General features: G+C 72.9%; 13 protein-coding genes. 4 read left to right on the top strand and 9 right to left on the bottom strand.

The genetic code is table 11. The features are described 5' to 3' along the window. Positions 1-138 precede the first annotated feature (138 nt). The 3 genes from Pen02_RS03240 to Pen02_RS03230 form a co-directional block, all read right to left on the bottom strand. The gene (locus Pen02_RS03240; RefSeq protein ID WP_203864401.1) at positions 139-1,209 is read right to left on the bottom strand and encodes a hypothetical protein; all 1,071 of its coding nucleotides are present in this window, start codon (positions 1,207-1,209) and stop codon (positions 139-141) included. Beyond that, positions 1,206-1,550 carry a PadR family transcriptional regulator gene (locus tag Pen02_RS03235; protein ID WP_203864400.1) on the bottom strand — a complete coding sequence of 115 codons (345 nt, stop codon included), beginning with the start codon at positions 1,548-1,550 and terminating at the stop codon, positions 1,206-1,208. The genes Pen02_RS03240 and Pen02_RS03235 overlap by 4 nt, the downstream gene beginning before the upstream one ends. Before the next feature lie 286 nt (positions 1,551-1,836). Further along, positions 1,837-3,240: an NAD(P)H-quinone dehydrogenase gene (locus Pen02_RS03230; protein ID WP_203864399.1), complete on the bottom strand. Its 1,404-nt coding sequence runs from the start codon at positions 3,238-3,240 to the stop codon at positions 1,837-1,839. A gap of 106 nt (positions 3,241-3,346) precedes the next feature. Here Pen02_RS03230 and Pen02_RS03225 point away from each other — a divergent pair, with 106 nt between their 5' ends. Continuing rightward, positions 3,347-3,802: a gamma-glutamylcyclotransferase gene (locus Pen02_RS03225; RefSeq protein WP_203864398.1), complete on the top strand. Its 456-nt coding sequence runs from the start codon at positions 3,347-3,349 to the stop codon at positions 3,800-3,802. A 14-nt stretch (positions 3,803-3,816) separates the two neighbouring features. Here the strand turns inward: Pen02_RS03225 and Pen02_RS42435 are convergent, their stop codons facing one another. Further along, a complete protein-coding gene (locus Pen02_RS42435; protein ID WP_203864397.1) occupies positions 3,817-5,784 on the bottom strand; it encodes a sensor histidine kinase in 1,968 nt (655 codons plus the stop codon). Positions 5,785-5,915: 131 nt separating this feature from the next. On the opposite strand from Pen02_RS42435, the gene Pen02_RS03215 reads away from it, so the two are divergent. Further along, a complete protein-coding gene (locus Pen02_RS03215) occupies positions 5,916-6,671 on the top strand; it encodes an ABC transporter ATP-binding protein (protein ID WP_203864396.1) in 756 nt (251 codons plus the stop codon). A gap of 87 nt (positions 6,672-6,758) precedes the next feature. Further along, entirely contained in the window at positions 6,759-7,577 is an 819-nt protein-coding gene (locus Pen02_RS03210) for an ABC transporter permease (protein WP_203864395.1), read from the top strand. Between the two features lie 179 nt (positions 7,578-7,756). Here Pen02_RS03210 and Pen02_RS03205 read toward each other — a convergent pair whose 3' ends face one another. The 3 genes from Pen02_RS03205 to Pen02_RS03195 form a co-directional block, all read right to left on the bottom strand. Then, the gene (locus Pen02_RS03205; protein ID WP_203864394.1) at positions 7,757-8,515 is read right to left on the bottom strand and encodes an SCO6745 family protein; all 759 of its coding nucleotides are present in this window, start codon (positions 8,513-8,515) and stop codon (positions 7,757-7,759) included. Between the two features lie 246 nt (positions 8,516-8,761). Beyond that, positions 8,762-9,895 carry a hypothetical protein gene (locus tag Pen02_RS03200; protein ID WP_203864393.1) on the bottom strand — a complete coding sequence of 378 codons (1,134 nt, stop codon included), beginning with the start codon at positions 9,893-9,895 and terminating at the stop codon, positions 8,762-8,764. A 17-nt stretch (positions 9,896-9,912) separates the two neighbouring features. Beyond that, positions 9,913-10,059: a hypothetical protein gene (locus Pen02_RS03195; RefSeq protein ID WP_203864392.1), complete on the bottom strand. Its 147-nt coding sequence runs from the start codon at positions 10,057-10,059 to the stop codon at positions 9,913-9,915. 115 nt (positions 10,060-10,174) lie between these two features. Here Pen02_RS03195 and Pen02_RS03190 point away from each other — a divergent pair, with 115 nt between their 5' ends. After that, positions 10,175-11,176, top strand: a complete 1,002-nt coding sequence (locus tag Pen02_RS03190) for a DUF4349 domain-containing protein (protein WP_203864391.1) — start codon at positions 10,175-10,177, stop codon at positions 11,174-11,176. A gap of 73 nt (positions 11,177-11,249) precedes the next feature. On the opposite strand, the gene Pen02_RS03185 is transcribed toward Pen02_RS03190, so the two are convergent. Then, the gene (locus tag Pen02_RS03185; protein WP_203864390.1) at positions 11,250-12,503 is read right to left on the bottom strand and encodes an amidohydrolase; all 1,254 of its coding nucleotides are present in this window, start codon (positions 12,501-12,503) and stop codon (positions 11,250-11,252) included. A gap of 552 nt (positions 12,504-13,055) precedes the next feature. Next, the gene (locus Pen02_RS03180) at positions 13,056-14,639 is read right to left on the bottom strand and encodes an acyl-CoA mutase large subunit family protein (protein WP_203864389.1); all 1,584 of its coding nucleotides are present in this window, start codon (positions 14,637-14,639) and stop codon (positions 13,056-13,058) included. Positions 14,640-14,980: the final 341 nt, after the last annotated feature.

Raw genomic sequence — 14,980 nt, 5'->3', positions numbered from 1 at the left:
CGCCGACCTCGTTGCGCCCGCGTAACACGCCGACGACGCATGATCGCGAAAAACTCCGCCGCACACCTGGTCAGCGAGCTGTCCGAGCTTCGCGCAGACCATATTGATCTTAGATTTGTCGATATTACCGATTCGTGTTCACCTGTCGGCGGGCGGCTCGTCAGGGTGCGGGTGGCGTCGGTCGGCGTGCCGGCCGAGGGCGACCAGCCGGAGCGTCTGCTCCCGCCGGAGGAGTAGGACGAACCCTAGGACCAGGGCCGCCAGCGGCACCACGGTCAGCGCCGCCCACTGGACCGGTTCCAGGTAGATCGGATGTCCCATCTGCTGGTTGGAGTACGCCCAGCCGGCCAGCCCGTATCGGACCGTCAGGAGTACCGCGACGATCGGCGTCAGCAGCACCAGCAGGCGGCGCCGGACAGCCGCTGGTACGCGCCAGACTGCGACCGCGACCACCAGTACGCCGACCGGCAGCAGCAGCCCGATCGTCAGCAGCAGCACTGGATTGCCCGGTCCGGGGAAGCTCAGGTAGTTCTGCACCGCACTGCCGGCCAGGATCAGCGCGGATACGCCACCGATCGTCAGCAGCCGGCGCCGGCCGAGCACCGCCAGGGCCGCCCGACGTGGTGCCGGCACGGTCAGCGCGGCGGCGCAGATTACGCCGATCAGCGTCTGGGCCGACATCTGGAGCACCTGCACCGGGTCCACCGCGTAGCGGGTCGGCAGCGCGACGAGTTCCACGACCACGGCCGGCCAGGCGAGCAGTGCGGGCAGCCAGCGCGGGCCGGTGACCGCCGCCAGCAGGGTCAGCGCCCACAGGCCGGTCCGGGTCCACAGTGCCGGGTCGGGATACCAGTACGGTACTTCCTCGCTCGGCCACGCCGACGCCCAGACGAGTTGCCTGACCAGCGGCAGCGCGTGCAGGTAGCAGAGCAGGATCGCCAACAGCAGGCCGGCGGTGGCCGCCGCGTCCGCCCAACTCCGGTCGGTGACGGCGCGGGCCGCGACGCCGAGCCGGGCTCGGAGGGCGGTGAGGGCGAGGTTCGCCGCGTCGCCCGGTGCGGGCCAGCGCTGACCGGGCCGGGAGTCGGCCAGCAGCACCCCGAGCATTTCCTCTTCGTACGCCCGGCGGTGTTCCCACGGATACCAGGCGAGCAGGCGCCGGTAGCGGCGTTCCAACTCGGCGTGCCCGCCCGCCCCGTCGCCGGTCATGCCTGGCCTCCCTCGACCACGAAGCCAGCGTTGCGCAACCTGGTCGAGGCGGCCGTCGCGTTGCGGCGCAGCCGCCCCACCTCGTCTGCGAGGCGCTGCGCGCCCAGTCCGGTGATCCGGTAGTAGCGCCGTAGCCGGGACTGCACGATCTCCTCGCGGTCCACCTCGACCAGCCCCTCGGTGCGGAGCCGGTCGAGCACCGCGTAGAGGGTGCCGGCCCGCAGCCGGACCCGGTCGTCGGAGATCCGGCGTACGTCTTCCAGCACGCCGTAGCCGTGCTGTGGCTGCTCGGCGAGCGCGGTGAGGATGAGGAAGGTCGGTTCCCGGAGCGCCTCTGTCATGCCGAGAGCATATACAGATTACAAGTATATGGATGCCCCGCTGACCGATCCGTCGACGGAGGGTTCGAAGAGGGTTGGCGGTCGCATACGGCGCGCTCCGGTGAGGTGGGCCGCCGGCGCGGGACCCGCCGGCGGCCCGGCGGCGAACCGCTTCGACCAACGGGAACGGGGGACCCGACGGGATTCGGCTCGCGCCCGGACAACGGTACGCCGGCCGGTCCGGCGGCACCGCCCCGCGAAGCAATCCGTACCACCGTGCGGTACCGCCCGGGAAGACCCGAAGCCGTTACTCCAGCTCGTGCAGCATCAACTGCCGGGCCGCCTCCGTGATCGAGCCGGACAGCGACGGATAGATGGTGAAGGTCATCGCCAACTGGTCCACGGTGAGGTTGTTCTCCACCGCCATCGTGATCGGCAGGATCAGCTCGCTGGCGTTCGGCGCCACCACCACCCCGCCGACCACCTGTCCGCTGGCCGGCCGGCAGAACAGCTTGACGAAGCCGTCGCGCAGGTCGGCCATCTTGGCCCGGGCGTTGCCGGCCAGCGGCAGCATCACCTGACGGGCCGGCACCTTGCCGGAGTCCACCTCGTTCTGCGACACCCCGACGGTCGCCAGTTCGGGGTCGGTGAAGACGTTGGCGGCGACGGTACGCAGCCGCAGCGGGGAGACCGCCTCGCCGAGCGCGTGCCACATGGCGATCCGCCCCTGCATCGCGGCCACGCTGGCCAGCGGCAGTACCCCGGTGCAGTCACCGGCGGCGTAGATGCCGGGCACGTTGGTCCGGGAAACCCGGTCGGTCGTCACGTAGCCGCCCGGGGCCACCGTCACGCCGTACTCGGTCAGGCCGAGGTCGGCGGTGTTCGGGACCGAGCCGACCGCCATCAGCGCGTGCGAGCCGTACACCGTCCGGCCGTCGGCGAGGTCCACCTCGACGCCGTCGCCGACCCGGCGCACCGCGTCGGCCCGGCTGTTGTTGAGGATCTCCATCCCCCGGGACCGGAACACCTGCTCGATCGCCATCGCGGCGTCGGGGTCCTCGTGCGGCATCACCCGGTCGCGGCTGGAGACCAGGGTCACCGCCACCCCCATCGCCAGGTACGCGCTGGCGAACTCGGCACCGGTGACGCCGGAGCCGATCACGATCAGCCGTTCCGGCAGGTCGGGCAGGTCGTACACCTGGCGCCAGTCCAGGATCCGCTCGCCGTCCGGGACCGCGCTCGGCAGCACCCTCGGGGTCGCGCCGGTGGCGACCAGCACGGTCGAGGCGTCCATCGAGTACGTGGAGTCACCGTCCGACGGGGTGACCAGCACCCGGTGGGTGTGACCGAGCGTGTCCTCGCCGAGCCGGGCCCGGCCGGAGACGAAGGTCACGCCAGCTTTGATCAGCTTTGCCTGGATGTCGGCGGACTGGGCCAGCGCGAGCCGCTTGACCCGGCCGTAGACCGTCGGGGCGTCGACGGTGACCGCCTCCAGCCCGTCCGAGTGCACCCCGAACTCCTCGGTGTCCCGGTATCCGGTCACCACCTCGGAACTCGCGATGAACGTCTTCGACGGTACGCAGTCGTGCAGCACGCACGCCCCGCCCGCGCCGTCGGTCTCGACGACCGTGACGTCGGCGTCCAACTGGGCGGCGACCAGGGCCGCCTCGTAGCCGGCCGGCCCCCCGCCGATGATCACAATCCGGCTCACAGTGTTCGCCCTCCGTCGGTGCTTCCAGTGACAATCTTGTGCAGAACCCGTCCGACACGCACGGTCGTATTCTCCCCCACCCCTCCACCGGGCTATCGTCATCGCCGTGCGTCATTACGCCGCGTACGGCTCAAACCTCGATCCTGCCCGGATGCGTGCCTACTGCCCGCACTCGCCGATGGTGGGCACCGGCTGGCTGGAAGGCTGGCGGCTCACCTTCGCCGGTGAGGGGGTGATCGGTTGGGAGGGTGCCGTCACCACCGTCGTCGAGTCGCCCGGTGACCGGGTCTTCGTCGCACTCTACGACGTGCACTCCTGGGACGCCGCCCAACTCGACGAGGTCGAGGGGGTGGCCTCCGGCACGTACCGGAAGCTGCACGTCCGGGTGGTGACCCTGGACGGCGAGATCACCGCCTGGGTGTACGTCTTCGCCGGCTACGAGGGCGGCCTACCGACCGCCTGGTACCTGTCGGAGATCGCCAACGCGGCGGAGAAGGCCGGTGCGCCCGACGACTACGTCGCCGAACTGCGCTCCCGCCCCACCGGCACCGCCTCGGCCTGAGCCGACCCGCATCCTCAGTCCCGCCGCTGCGGCAGTGGGCAGGGGATCTCCACCGTCACCCGGGTCGGGCCGCCGACCGGGCTGTGCACGGCGAGCGTCCCGTCGAAGGCACCCAACCGGCGCTGTACGCCACGCAGCCCGCTGCCCCGGGCCGGATCGGCGCCGCCCCGTCCGTCGTCGACGACCGTGATCCGCAGCACCGTGCCGGTGTGCGTGAGATCGATCTCCACGCTGCCCGCCCCGCCGTGCCGGCTGGCGTTGGCCAGCGCCTCCAGCGCACAGAAGTACGCCGCCGACTCCACCGGCGGGTCGAGCCGGCCGGGTAGCTGCCCGGTGACCCGTACCGGGACCGGGCTGTCCAACGCGACCGCCCGGAGCGCGTCCGGCAGGCCCCGTTCGGCGAGTACCGGCGGATGGATGCCCCGGACCAGGTCCCGCAGCTCGGTCAGGGCGGTGGCCGACGCCTGCCGGGCCTGCGCCACCATCGCCTGCGCGGCGGACGGATCCTCCTCGATCAGCCGCTCCACCCCGGCCAGGCTCAGCCCGACCGCGATCAGCCGGGCCTGTGCCCCGTCGTGCAGGTCCCGTTCGATCCGGCGCAGTTCGGCGGCCTGGGTGTCGACGGCATCGGCCCGGGTCTCGGTCAGTTGCCGTACCCGCAGCGCCAGCTCGGCCGACCTGGTCGGCCGGAGCAGCAGCCGGTCGTAGCGCAGGCGCAGCCGGAGCAGGGCCGGGCCGAGCAGTACGCCGAGGCCGGCCAGCACCAGGCCGAGCAGCGCACTCGTCCAGCCGGGGATGGTGGCGAGGTCGGGCGCGGCGTACGTGACGGCGTACCAGACGTACCAGGGGGTGACCCACTCCCCGCTGAACAGGCCCAGCGGAACCGCCCACGGCGCCCACCACAGCGGCTGGCCGACCAGCCCGAACAGGCCGACCGAGACGAGTACGGCGGGGATCAGCCCGAGCACTCCGACCAGCGGGTTGGTGGCCATCCAGAGCTGGTCCCGCCAGAACGCCGGGTCGGTGAAGAGCCACCCGTACTCCTGGACCCGGACGGCGGTGGTCCGGTCGGCGTAGAGGGTACGGCCGACCCGGTAGCGGCCCTCCTCGTCCGGCGGGGGCGGCTCCGGCAACGGCCGGTACGGCTCCGGAACGACCGTCCCGGTCCACTTGCGCGCGTACCTGCGGTAGCGGCTCACCAGCGGTCGGGTCAGCTTCGACACCTGCGGTGACAGCCCGCCCCACGACACCAGCAGGGTCACCAGGTTGAGCAGGAAGCCGCCGAACGCCGCGAAGCCGAGGCCGACCAGTCCGGCACCGTTCCAGGTGGCGCCCGACCGCCGGCTCGTCCAGCCGGCCAGCCCCGACCGGTGCCACCAGGACTGTTCCGGCGGCTGGAGCAGCAGCCGGGTCCACCGGGCGTGCAGCCGCAGCGCCGACGGCGCGACCGCGAAACCGAGTACGACCAGCGCCAGCCCGACCGGCAGCGCCAGCGCAGGCGGCGGCGACGTGCCGAGGCCGGGTACCGCGCCGCCGGTCAGCCCGAGCGCGCCGAGCGCCGTCCCGGCGCCGACCAGCACCGGCGGGACCAGGGTGGCGAGACCGCCGGCGAACGGCGTGAGGTGCAGCCAGCCCCACTCGCGGAGCAGCGCCGGGTCCTCGCTCCGCCAGGTGAGTTCCGTCAGGTACGTCGGCAGCCGGGGCGAGCGGTACAGCTCGTTGTCGTGCACGTACCAGCCGTCGGGCCGGCGCCTCGGCGCCGGTGGTCCCGGACGGTGCTCGACGGGCACCGGAACGCCGCCCCAGCGTCCGGCCAGCCGCCGGCCCAGATCGGCCAGCCGCTTGGCGGCCCGGGCCGCCGGCAGGTACGGCACGACCAGGGTGGCCGCCGTCACCAACAGGATGGACATCAACAGGCCGAGCAGCCCCAACCCGGTCTGGGCGAGGCTACGGACGAACGCGAGAGCGTACCGGCGTGACATGTGTCCAGTCTGGCCGCCGGGCGGTTCCGGCGGACTGCTGCTGAACGCCGGGCGAGGGTGTAGTTACCTGCACCCCCGCCGGGCAGGTGGACGCATTCCGGGGAACCTCCGCGGTTCCTAGCGTTTTCCCCATGACAGTCATCGAGGTCAGCAACCTGCAGAAGCGGTACGGCGACCAGGTCGCGGTCCGCGACGTCTCCTTCGAGGTACGCCCCGGCGAGATCTTCGGGATCGTCGGCCCGAACGGGTCCGGCAAGACCACCACCGTCGAGTGCCTGACCGGGCTGCGCCAGGCCGACGGCGGGACGATCCGGGTACTCGGCCTGGACCCGACCCGGGACCGCGCCGAGCTGCGCCACCAGGTCGGCATCCAGCTCCAGGAGAGTCACCTGCCCGACCGGCTGAAGGTCTGGGAGGCGCTCGACCTGTACAGCTCGTTCTACGCCGAGCCGGCGGACTGGCGGGCGCTGATGGACGAACTCGGCCTGACCGCGAAGCGGAACACCGTGTTCGCCAAGCTCTCCGGTGGGCAGAAGCAGCGGCTCTCGGTCGCGCTCGCCCTGGTCGGCAACCCCCGGATCGCGGTACTCGACGAGTTGACCACCGGTCTGGACCCGCAGGCCCGCCGGGACACCTGGCAGCTCGTCCGGGACGTCCGGGACCGGGGCGTGACCGTCGTCCTGGTCACCCACTTCATGGACGAGGCCGAGCGGCTCTGCGATCGGCTGGCCGTCGTCCGGGCCGGCGAGGTGGTCGCGATCGCCACCCCGGCCGAGTTGGTGGCCCGGACCGAGTTGCCCGGCGTCGAGCGGCCCACCCTGGAGGACGCCGTCCTCGCCCTGACCAGCCCCACCGCCACCGGCCGCACCGCCACCAGCCCGAACTGACGTCTGCCCGAACTGAGTCCGGCCGAGGCGTCTCCGGCCCGAACCGACCTGTGACGTACCGCCCGAATCGAAGGATCGAGGAATCCCATGAACGCCACCGCCCTTCCGCAGCACGTCTCGGCCGGCAACGGCGGCCGGTCGGCCCGGCGTCGCAGCGCCGGCCGGAGCACCGTGAAACTGATCGTCACCGAGGCGAAGCTCTTCGTCCGGGAACCCCTGGGCGCCTTCTTCGGGGTGATCTTCCCCGCCGCCCTGGTCCTGATCCTCGGCGCCGCGATGCCGGGCTTCGACGAACCGAGCGCCGACATCGGCGGGCGCCGGCCGATCGAGTTCTACCTGCCGATCACCCTGGCCCTGGCGATCGGCACCGTCGCACTGGTCAACCTGCTGAACGCGCTGGCCGCCGACCGGGAGAAGGGGGTACTCCGCCGGCTCTCCACCACCCCGGTCTCGCCGATCCGGCTGCTGGTGGCCCAGATCGTGGTGAACGTGGCCGCGCTGCTGCTCGGCTCCGGGCTGGCACTGCTCGCCGCCGTACTCGCCTTCGGGGTCGAGGCCCGGCCGGACGTACCCGGAATGCTTGTCGCCTTCGTGCTCGGCTCGGCCTCGATGGCGGCGCTGGCCCTGCTCGTCGCCGCCTTCACCCCGACCAGCCGGGCAGCGACCGGCATCGGCAGCCTGGTCTACTACCCGATGCTCTTCGCGGCCGGGGTCTGGACGCCGGGTCCGCTGATGCCGGACGCGGTACGCCGGGTCGCCGACTTCACCCCGCTCGGCGCCGCCTCCCAGGCCCTCCAGGACGCCTGGAGCGGCGACTGGCCGCAGCCGCTGCACCTGGCGGTGCTGGTGGGCAGCACCGTACTCTTCGGCGGCCTGGCCGCGAAGCTGTTCCGCTGGTCATCCTGATCCTCGGCCCGCCCCGGCAGTCCTGACCCTCATGCCCCGGGAGTCCTGATCCTCGGCCCGCCGGTCCGCGCCTCGGACCAGCGGGCCGAGTCGGGTCTGGTCGGGGCCGGGTCTGGTCGGGGCCGGGTCTGAGTCGGGACGGGCGGGCGGACGGGTGGTGGTGGTCGGGTGGACCGGGGTCAGTCCAGGTTGGGCGGGGACATCCGGACTCCGGTCAGCGCGGCACCGAGCAGGTTGACCAGTTCGGCCCGCTCCGCCGGGTCGAGCACCCCGAACGCCTGGGCCACGATCCGGTCGGTCACCGACTCGACCCAGAGGCGCCGCCGGACCAGCGGCCCCACCGGCGGGTACGGCGGCGTCCAGCCGTACGCCACCGCGCTGGACTCGCCGTCGGGACCGGCGAGGATGATCTCCATCGCGGTCATGCCGGCCGCGCGTACCGCCATCAGGCTGGCGCCGGAGTAGTACTCGAAGAGCAGGTGCAGGAAGACGGCCGCCCGCGCCGCCGGTGCGGCGTCCGCCGGTATCGGCATGCCCCGCCAGGCCGCGAACAGCGGCATCCCGGTGGCGTCGGCCGCCACCACGACCGGCTCGACCAACTCGATCAGCCGCGCGATCGGCGGGAAGCCGGCCAGGTAGTCGATCCCCCACCGGCAACACTCGGCCCGACTGACCTCGGCCACCGCGCTCGGGGTGGCCACCCGGACGGCGGTCTCCCAGCCGTCGGCGACCGCGTCCGGCGAGAGGATGCCGATCGCCGCCGCCACGGTCTCGGTCCGTACGTCGCCGAGGACCGCACCGCGCCCGGTCACCAGGAACGCCCAGCCCGAGATGCCCATCTGGCGTGCCCGGCGCAACGTGCGGGGACACTCGATGAACGCGCTGCCCAACTTCAGCACGGTCGGCCGGGCCGAGCCGGCGGCCTGCTCGGGGGTCAACGAGACCGCCTTCCGGTTCGAGTTCCGGGTTCCGCCCGCCTCACCCGGTTGAGTCTGCCTCGCGGACGGTCATTTCGGCAGTCCCGACCGCCAGCCGCGCCGAAACAACCTGTGTGGCGGTGCCGGCCCGCCCGATCCGCGACGATTGCCGCCGACGCGTCACCGTGGACCGTCGCCCTCCGCCGCCGGTGACTACCTGCCGAGCGGTGCCGGCCCGCCCGATCCGCGACGCCTCCCGCCGTCGCGTCACCGTGGATCGTCGCCGTCCTCCGCCGCCAGTGCCTCGACGGCCGCCTGTACCTCGCCCACCCGGCGCCGGGCAGCGACGGCACCCCGCTCGGCCGCCCGGCGGGCCAACTTGCGCCGGCCGGACTCCCGCTCGGCGGCGGCCCGCCGTCGCTCCAGTTCGGCCAGTTCGGACTCGATCGCGGCCAGCGCGGCGACGCCGTCCCGCTCGGCCGCCACCGCCGCCGCCAGCTCCGCCTCGGCCCGCTCCTGCCGGGTACCCGCGTCGGCCAGTGCCCGGTCCAGGGCCCGGCGCCGGGCGGCGCGGGCGGACTCCTCGGCCCGCGCCGCCCGAACCGCCGCCCGCTCGGCGGCCGAGGTACCCGCCGCCCCTGCTCCGGTACCCCGACCGCGCGCCGTCTCCTGCTCCGCCGCCGTCCGGCCCCCCGCCCGACGCCCCGTCCTGGGCGTCGCCCGCACCGACTCGTCCACCACCGCCTCGGCCCGTTCGTCGGCGGTACCGCCGGCCAGCCCTGCCACACGGCGCTCGGCCCGCTCGGCCAGGCCGCTCTCGGTCAGCTCGGCCACGTCGGCCCCGGTCAACTCGTCGCCGGTCGGTTCGTCCTCCGTGTCCGGGCCGCCGACGATCAGCCGCAACTGTGGCCGGGGCACCTCGCCGAAGCCGGCATAGCTCGCCGCCCGGACCAGCCGGCCGGACCGGGCCTGCTCGGCGACCTCCACATCGGCCAGCGCCGCGTTCAACGTCGCCTCCACCTCGGCCAGCGGGAGCTTGCCGGCGGCAGGTCGCGGGTCCGCCTGTTCGGCGAGCGTCCGGGCCTGGCCGACCAGCGCGGACACCACGCCCCGCCGCCGGACGGAGAGTTCGCGCAGCCGGTCGCCGCGCAGTTCCCGCTGGGCGGTGCGCAGCGCGGCGGAGAGTTCGACCAGTTCGGCCATCAGTTCCGGGCGGCGCAGGGCGAGCAGGTTCACCAGCCAGGCCGCCACGGTCGGCTTGCGCAGCTTGGCGATCTCCCGGGCGGCGGCCGGATCACCGGCGGCCCGGGCGGCGGCGACCGCCTCGGCCCGGGCGGCGACGAAACCGTCCGGCGGGGCGGCGTAGAGCCGCTCGACGAGGTCACGGGGCAGGCCGGCCATCTTCTCGGTCTCCCTGTTCAGTCGACGGCGTCGGGTACCGGGCAGCCAGCGTGCGGTCCGCGCCCGCCCGTACGCGGCAGCTCGGCCGGTACGTCCAGTTTGGACGTCGACGCGCCGCCGCCCGCCACCCGTACGCGCCCGAGGTCGTACGTGACCAGTCGCATCGAGACTTCCCGGTCACCGAATCGTGATGTCCTCAGCGCAGTCTGCCGGAACCGGGACGACTTCGCGGCGCGTCTGACGGAACGCCTCGACGGGGGCCTGAGGAACGGAGGGGACATGAGCGGACGAAGAGGGAGCGAGGCCGGAGCCGGCCGACGTCGCCTGGCCGGAGTGCTCGGTGTGCTGACGCTGACCGCCGCGCTGGCGCTGGCCGGCTGTGGTTCCGACGCCGGGGACCACGCCTCCAGCGGCACGGCCGCCGACGCCCCGGCCGGGGCCGAGCAGGCCCAGCCCGGCGCGGCCGAGGCACCGGCGGGCGGGGTCGGCGAGGCCGACACGTCGGCCAAGGAGCCGACGACCGAGCTGGGCGTCAACCAGCGGGCCATCGTCTACACCGGCTCCGTCACGGTACGGGTGGACGACGTCGACGCGGCGGCGGCGCGGGCGGTGGGCATCGCGACCGGAGCCGGCGGGTTCCTCGGCGGCGACAACCGGAGCAGCGACGAGTCCCGCTCGGAGGCGACCCTGCAACTGCGGGTCCCGGCGGACCGGTTCGCCACGGTGGTGGACGAGATCGCCCGGCTGGGCGAGCAGTTGCGTCGGGACATCAAGACCGACGACGTCACCGAGGAGAGCCTCGACCTGGACGCCCGGATCGCCACCCAGAAGGCCAGGGTGGAGAGCGGCCGGCGGCTGCTGGCCCAGGCGAACTCCCTGTCCGACCTGGTGATGCTGGAGGGCGAGCTGGCCAAGCGGGAGGCGGACCTCGCCTCGCTGGAGGCGAAGAAGCGCCGGCTGGCCGACCTGACCGCGCTCTCCACGATCACCGCCGTGATCCTCGGCCCGAACGCCCAGGTGCCGGAGGACGAGCCGGCGGGCGGGTTCCTGGCCGGCCTGGAGGGCGGCTGGACGGCGTTCGTCGCGTCGCTGCGGGTCCTGCTGACCGTGTTGGGCGCGCTGCTGCCGTGGGCCATCGGGCTGGGCCTGCCGCTGTTCGGGGTGCTCTGGCTGGTCCGCCGGTTCCGGGCCCGGCGCCCCCTGCCGGCGCTGACGGCTCCGGCTCCGGCCGCCCGGGTCAACCTTCCGGTGCCGACCCAGGCGCCGGCACCACCCGACTGAGCGGTTCCCCGGGTACGCCGGGTGCCGGTCCGCCGGTACCCGGCCGCTCGGCCCGCCGCCCGCCGCGCCGGACTCAACCGGCGAGTGCCTTGAGGGCGGTCTGCACCAGCAGCCGTACGCCCACCCCGATGGCCCGCTCGTCCACGTCGAAGGTGGCCCGGTGCAGGTCGACGTTGGCCGCCGTCCGCCCCACGCCGAGTCGGGCCAGCGCACCCGGTACGTGCTCCAGATACCAGGAGAAGTCCTCGCCACCCATGCTCTGCGGGGTCTCGGCGACTCCGGCCGGACCGGCGGACGCGACTGTCGCGGCGGTGAGTACCCGGATCGCGCCGGCATCGTTGACCACCGGTGGCCGGCCCCGCAGGTATTCGACGTCCACGGTGGCGCCGGTCGGGGCGATCACGTCCCGGACCACCTGTGCGACGATCTTCGGCGCCTGGTCCCAGGTGTCCCGGTCCAGCACCCGGAGCGTGCCGGCCGCCATCGCCTCGTTCGGGATGACGTTGTACTGGGTGCCGGCCGACGCCTGCCCGAAGACCAGCAGCAGTCCGCTGTTCGCCGGCACCCGGCGGTTGACCAGCGCCGGCACCTCGGTGACCAGTCGGCCGAGCGCGTCGACCAGGTCCACGGTCAGGTGCGGCCGGGCGGTGTGCCCGCCGGGCCCGGTCAGCCGGACGGTGATGTTGTCCGCCGCCGCGGTGATCGGGCCGACCCGCAGGCCGACCTGGCCGACCGGCAGGTTCGGGTCGCAGTGCAGGGCGAAGATCTGGGTGACGTCGGCCAGCCCGCCGGCCTCGATCACCTCCAGCGAGCCGCAGGGCAGGATCTCCTCGGCCGGTTGGAAGATCAGCCGGACCCGCCCGTCCAGCTTGCCGCGCTTGGCGAGTTGGGCCAGCAGCAGGCCGACCCCGAGTACGACGGTGGTGTGCACGTCGTGCCCGCAGGCGTGGCAGGCGCCGTCCACGGTGGACCGGTAGGGGACGTCCTTGACGTCGCTCAGCGGCAGTGCGTCGAGATCGGCCCGGAGCGCGACCACCGGCCCGGACGGCCGCCCGTCGATGTCGCAGATCACCCCGTTGCCCTTGGGCAGCAGGCGCGGCTCCAGGCCGGCCACCGCCAACTCCCGGGCGATCAATGCGGCGGTGTCGAACTCCTGCCCGGACAGCTCCGGGTGGGCGTGCAGGAACCGGCGGGTCGCGATCAGGTCGGGCAGCCGGACGTCGAGCATCCGGTCGAGCCCGAAGGGCAGGGGCTCGGCCCCGGGTGGCGTCTCGGATTCCGACGACGCCGGCTGGCTGCCGGTCGGCAGTTGCAACGCACTCGTCACGTCGAATTCTCGATCACTGTGGATGGGATGGGACTCGGACAGCCTAGACCGCCGACGGTGACGCTGCGCAACCTCGTTCTGGTAGTGATCAGACAGCACAGCGTCACGAAAGCCCTGGTAGGAGCGCTCGGCGATATACGGAACGCTACTAACCCCGCCATCAGACCCCGCCATCTGTGCCACACCTCCTACAACGCGTGACGGTTTCACCAGTCACGATCTAGCGCGACAGCGACACCGCTCGTCCGATTTGTCGAGCTGTCCGACGCATCCGGGGCGAACGGGCGGTGGAGCACCACCGGGTGGGTGGCGGGGCTCCCCAGGGTGCCAGCCGGTGTCAAACAGGCCGCGGACAGGCTGTCCGTCGTCGTGCCGGGATTCCGACTGCCTTTCCGATACCCGGAAACCCGGGCCGGCACTCCACGGACAGCCGATCATCCGGCCGAGGGCGGCAATCCAGGCGACACAGGCGCCTCCGGCCGGAGCGACAGGCGCCTCCAGCCGGCCGACCCAGGCGCCTCCGGGCGGACGGGTCAGCGCGGGCCGCGGGGGTCAGAACCGGTCGCTCGGCCGGTACGTTCCCCAAACCTCGCGCAGCACGCCACAGACCTCGCCGACGGTGGCCCGGGCCCGCAGCGCCTCCCGCATCGGGTAGAGCACGTTCTGGGTACCCGAGGCGGCGGTGCGCAGGTCGGCGAGGGCGTGCTCGACGGCGGCCGAGTTCCGACCGGCCCGCAGTTTGGCCAGCCGTTCGCGCTGGGCCGCCTCGATCGCCGGGTCGACCCGGAGCGGCTGGTACGGCTCCTCCTCGTCGACGGTGAACCGGTTCACCCCGACCACCACCCGGTCACCGGACTCGATCTCCTGCGCCACCCGGTACGCCGACGACTCGATCTCGCGCTTCTGGAAGCCCGCCTCGATCGCGTCCACCGCCGAGCCGTACCCGGCGACCCGGTCCATCAGCTCCCGCACCCCGACCTCGATCTCGTCCGTCATCGACTCCACCACGTAGGAGCCGGCGAACGGGTCGACGGTGGCGGTCAGGTCCGTCTCGTACGCCAGCACCTGCTGGGTACGCAGCGCCAGCCGGGCCGCCTTCTCGGTGGGCAGCGCGATCGCCTCGTCGAAGCTGTTGGTGTGCAGCGACTGGGTGCCGCCGAGCACCGCGGCGAGCCCCTGCACGGCGACCCGGACCAGGTTCACCTCCGGCTGCTGTGCGGTGAGCTGCACCCCGGCGGTCTGGGTGTGGAAGCGCAGCATCAGCGACTTCGGGTTCCGCGCGCCGAACTCGTCCCGCATCAGGTTGGCCCAGATCCGCCGGGCGGCCCGGAACTTGGCGACCTCCTCCAGCAGGGTCGTCCGGGCCACGAAGAAGAACGACAGCCGGGGCGCGAAGTCGTCCACGGCGAGCCCGGCGTCGAGCGCGGCCCGGACGTAGGAGATGCCGTTGGCCAGGGTGAAGGCGATCTCCTGCACCGGGGTCGCCCCGGCCTCCGCCATGTGGTAGCCGGAGATCGAGATGGTGTTCCACCTCGGCACCTCCGCCCGGCAGTACGCGAAGGTGTCGGCCACCAGCCGCAGCGAGGGCTTGGGCGGGAAGATGTACGTGCCCCGGGCGATGTACTCCTTCAGGATGTCGTTCTGGATCGTCCCGTTCAGCGCCGGTCCGGCCACTCCGGACTCCTCCGCCACCAGTTGGTAGAGCAGCAGCAGCACCGATCCGGGCGCGTTGATGGTCATCGAGGTGGAGACCTTGTCCAGCGGAATCCCGTCGAACAGCGTCCGCATGTCCTCGACGGAGTCGATCGCCACGCCGACCTTGCCCACCTCGCCGTGCGCGATCGGGTGGTCGGAGTCGTACCCCATCTGGGTGGGCAGGTCGAAGGCGACCGAGAGACCCATGGTGCCGGCGGCGAGGAGTTGGTGGTAGCGCGCGTTGGACTCGGTCGCGGTGCCGAAACCGGCGTACTGGCGCATGGTCCACGGTCGGGAGGTGTACATGGTCGGATAGACGCCCCGGGCGTACGGGAACTCGCCGGGCGCGCCCAGCCGGGCGTCCAGCCCTCCCGGTACGTCGGCGGCGTCGTAGACCGCCTTGATCGGGAAACCCGACTCGCTCGACCGACCGTCACTCATAGTCGGCATGGTAGAGCCGACCCGCTGACCAGGCACTGGTGGGCCGACCCACCATCGCCGCCACCCGGGTGTCGGAGCCCGTTTCCGAGTGCCGCTCGGGGCGTGCCGGAGTGCCCGCTCGGGATGTGCCGGAGGGCCCGGTCGAGGCGTACCGGAGTGCGCCGTCGGGGCCGTTTCGGAGCGCCGGTCGGGGGCCGGTGGCCGGGTGAGCGGACCGGCACTCGCCGTCGATAAATGCGAACGTTGAGTGAGAGCGTCAACACGTACGGTCGAGTTATCGGGAACTCCGGCGGTTGTCTTTCCCTTCTGCGGTCGGAACCCGCAATATAGGGGGGTTCTGT

Origin of the sequence: Plantactinospora endophytica, assembly GCF_016862915.1 — a bacterium.
In the GTDB taxonomy this organism is placed as follows: domain Bacteria; phylum Actinomycetota; class Actinomycetes; order Mycobacteriales; family Micromonosporaceae; genus Plantactinospora; species Plantactinospora endophytica.
The sequence above is the reverse complement of the archived record's forward strand: the minus strand, read 5'-3'. Positions and strand labels throughout refer to the sequence as shown.

Coding starts and splice junctions, on each gene's coding strand:
- Pen02_RS03240 (WP_203864401.1), bottom strand. CDS start 1,209: ATGACCGGCGACGGGGCGGGCGGGCACGCCGAGTTGGAACGCCGCTAC.
- Pen02_RS03235 (WP_203864400.1), bottom strand. CDS start 1,550: ATGACAGAGGCGCTCCGGGAACCGACCTTCCTCATCCTCACCGCGCTC.
- Pen02_RS42435 (WP_203864397.1), bottom strand. CDS start 5,784: ATGTCACGCCGGTACGCTCTCGCGTTCGTCCGTAGCCTCGCCCAGACC.
- Pen02_RS03215 (WP_203864396.1), top strand. CDS start 5,916: ATGACAGTCATCGAGGTCAGCAACCTGCAGAAGCGGTACGGCGACCAG.
- Pen02_RS03210 (WP_203864395.1), top strand. CDS start 6,759: ATGAACGCCACCGCCCTTCCGCAGCACGTCTCGGCCGGCAACGGCGGC.
- Pen02_RS03200 (WP_203864393.1), bottom strand. CDS start 9,895: ATGGCCGGCCTGCCCCGTGACCTCGTCGAGCGGCTCTACGCCGCCCCG.
- Pen02_RS03195 (WP_203864392.1), bottom strand. CDS start 10,059: ATGCGACTGGTCACGTACGACCTCGGGCGCGTACGGGTGGCGGGCGGC.
- Pen02_RS03190 (WP_203864391.1), top strand. CDS start 10,175: ATGAGCGGACGAAGAGGGAGCGAGGCCGGAGCCGGCCGACGTCGCCTG.
- Pen02_RS03180 (WP_203864389.1), bottom strand. CDS start 14,639: ATGAGTGACGGTCGGTCGAGCGAGTCGGGTTTCCCGATCAAGGCGGTC.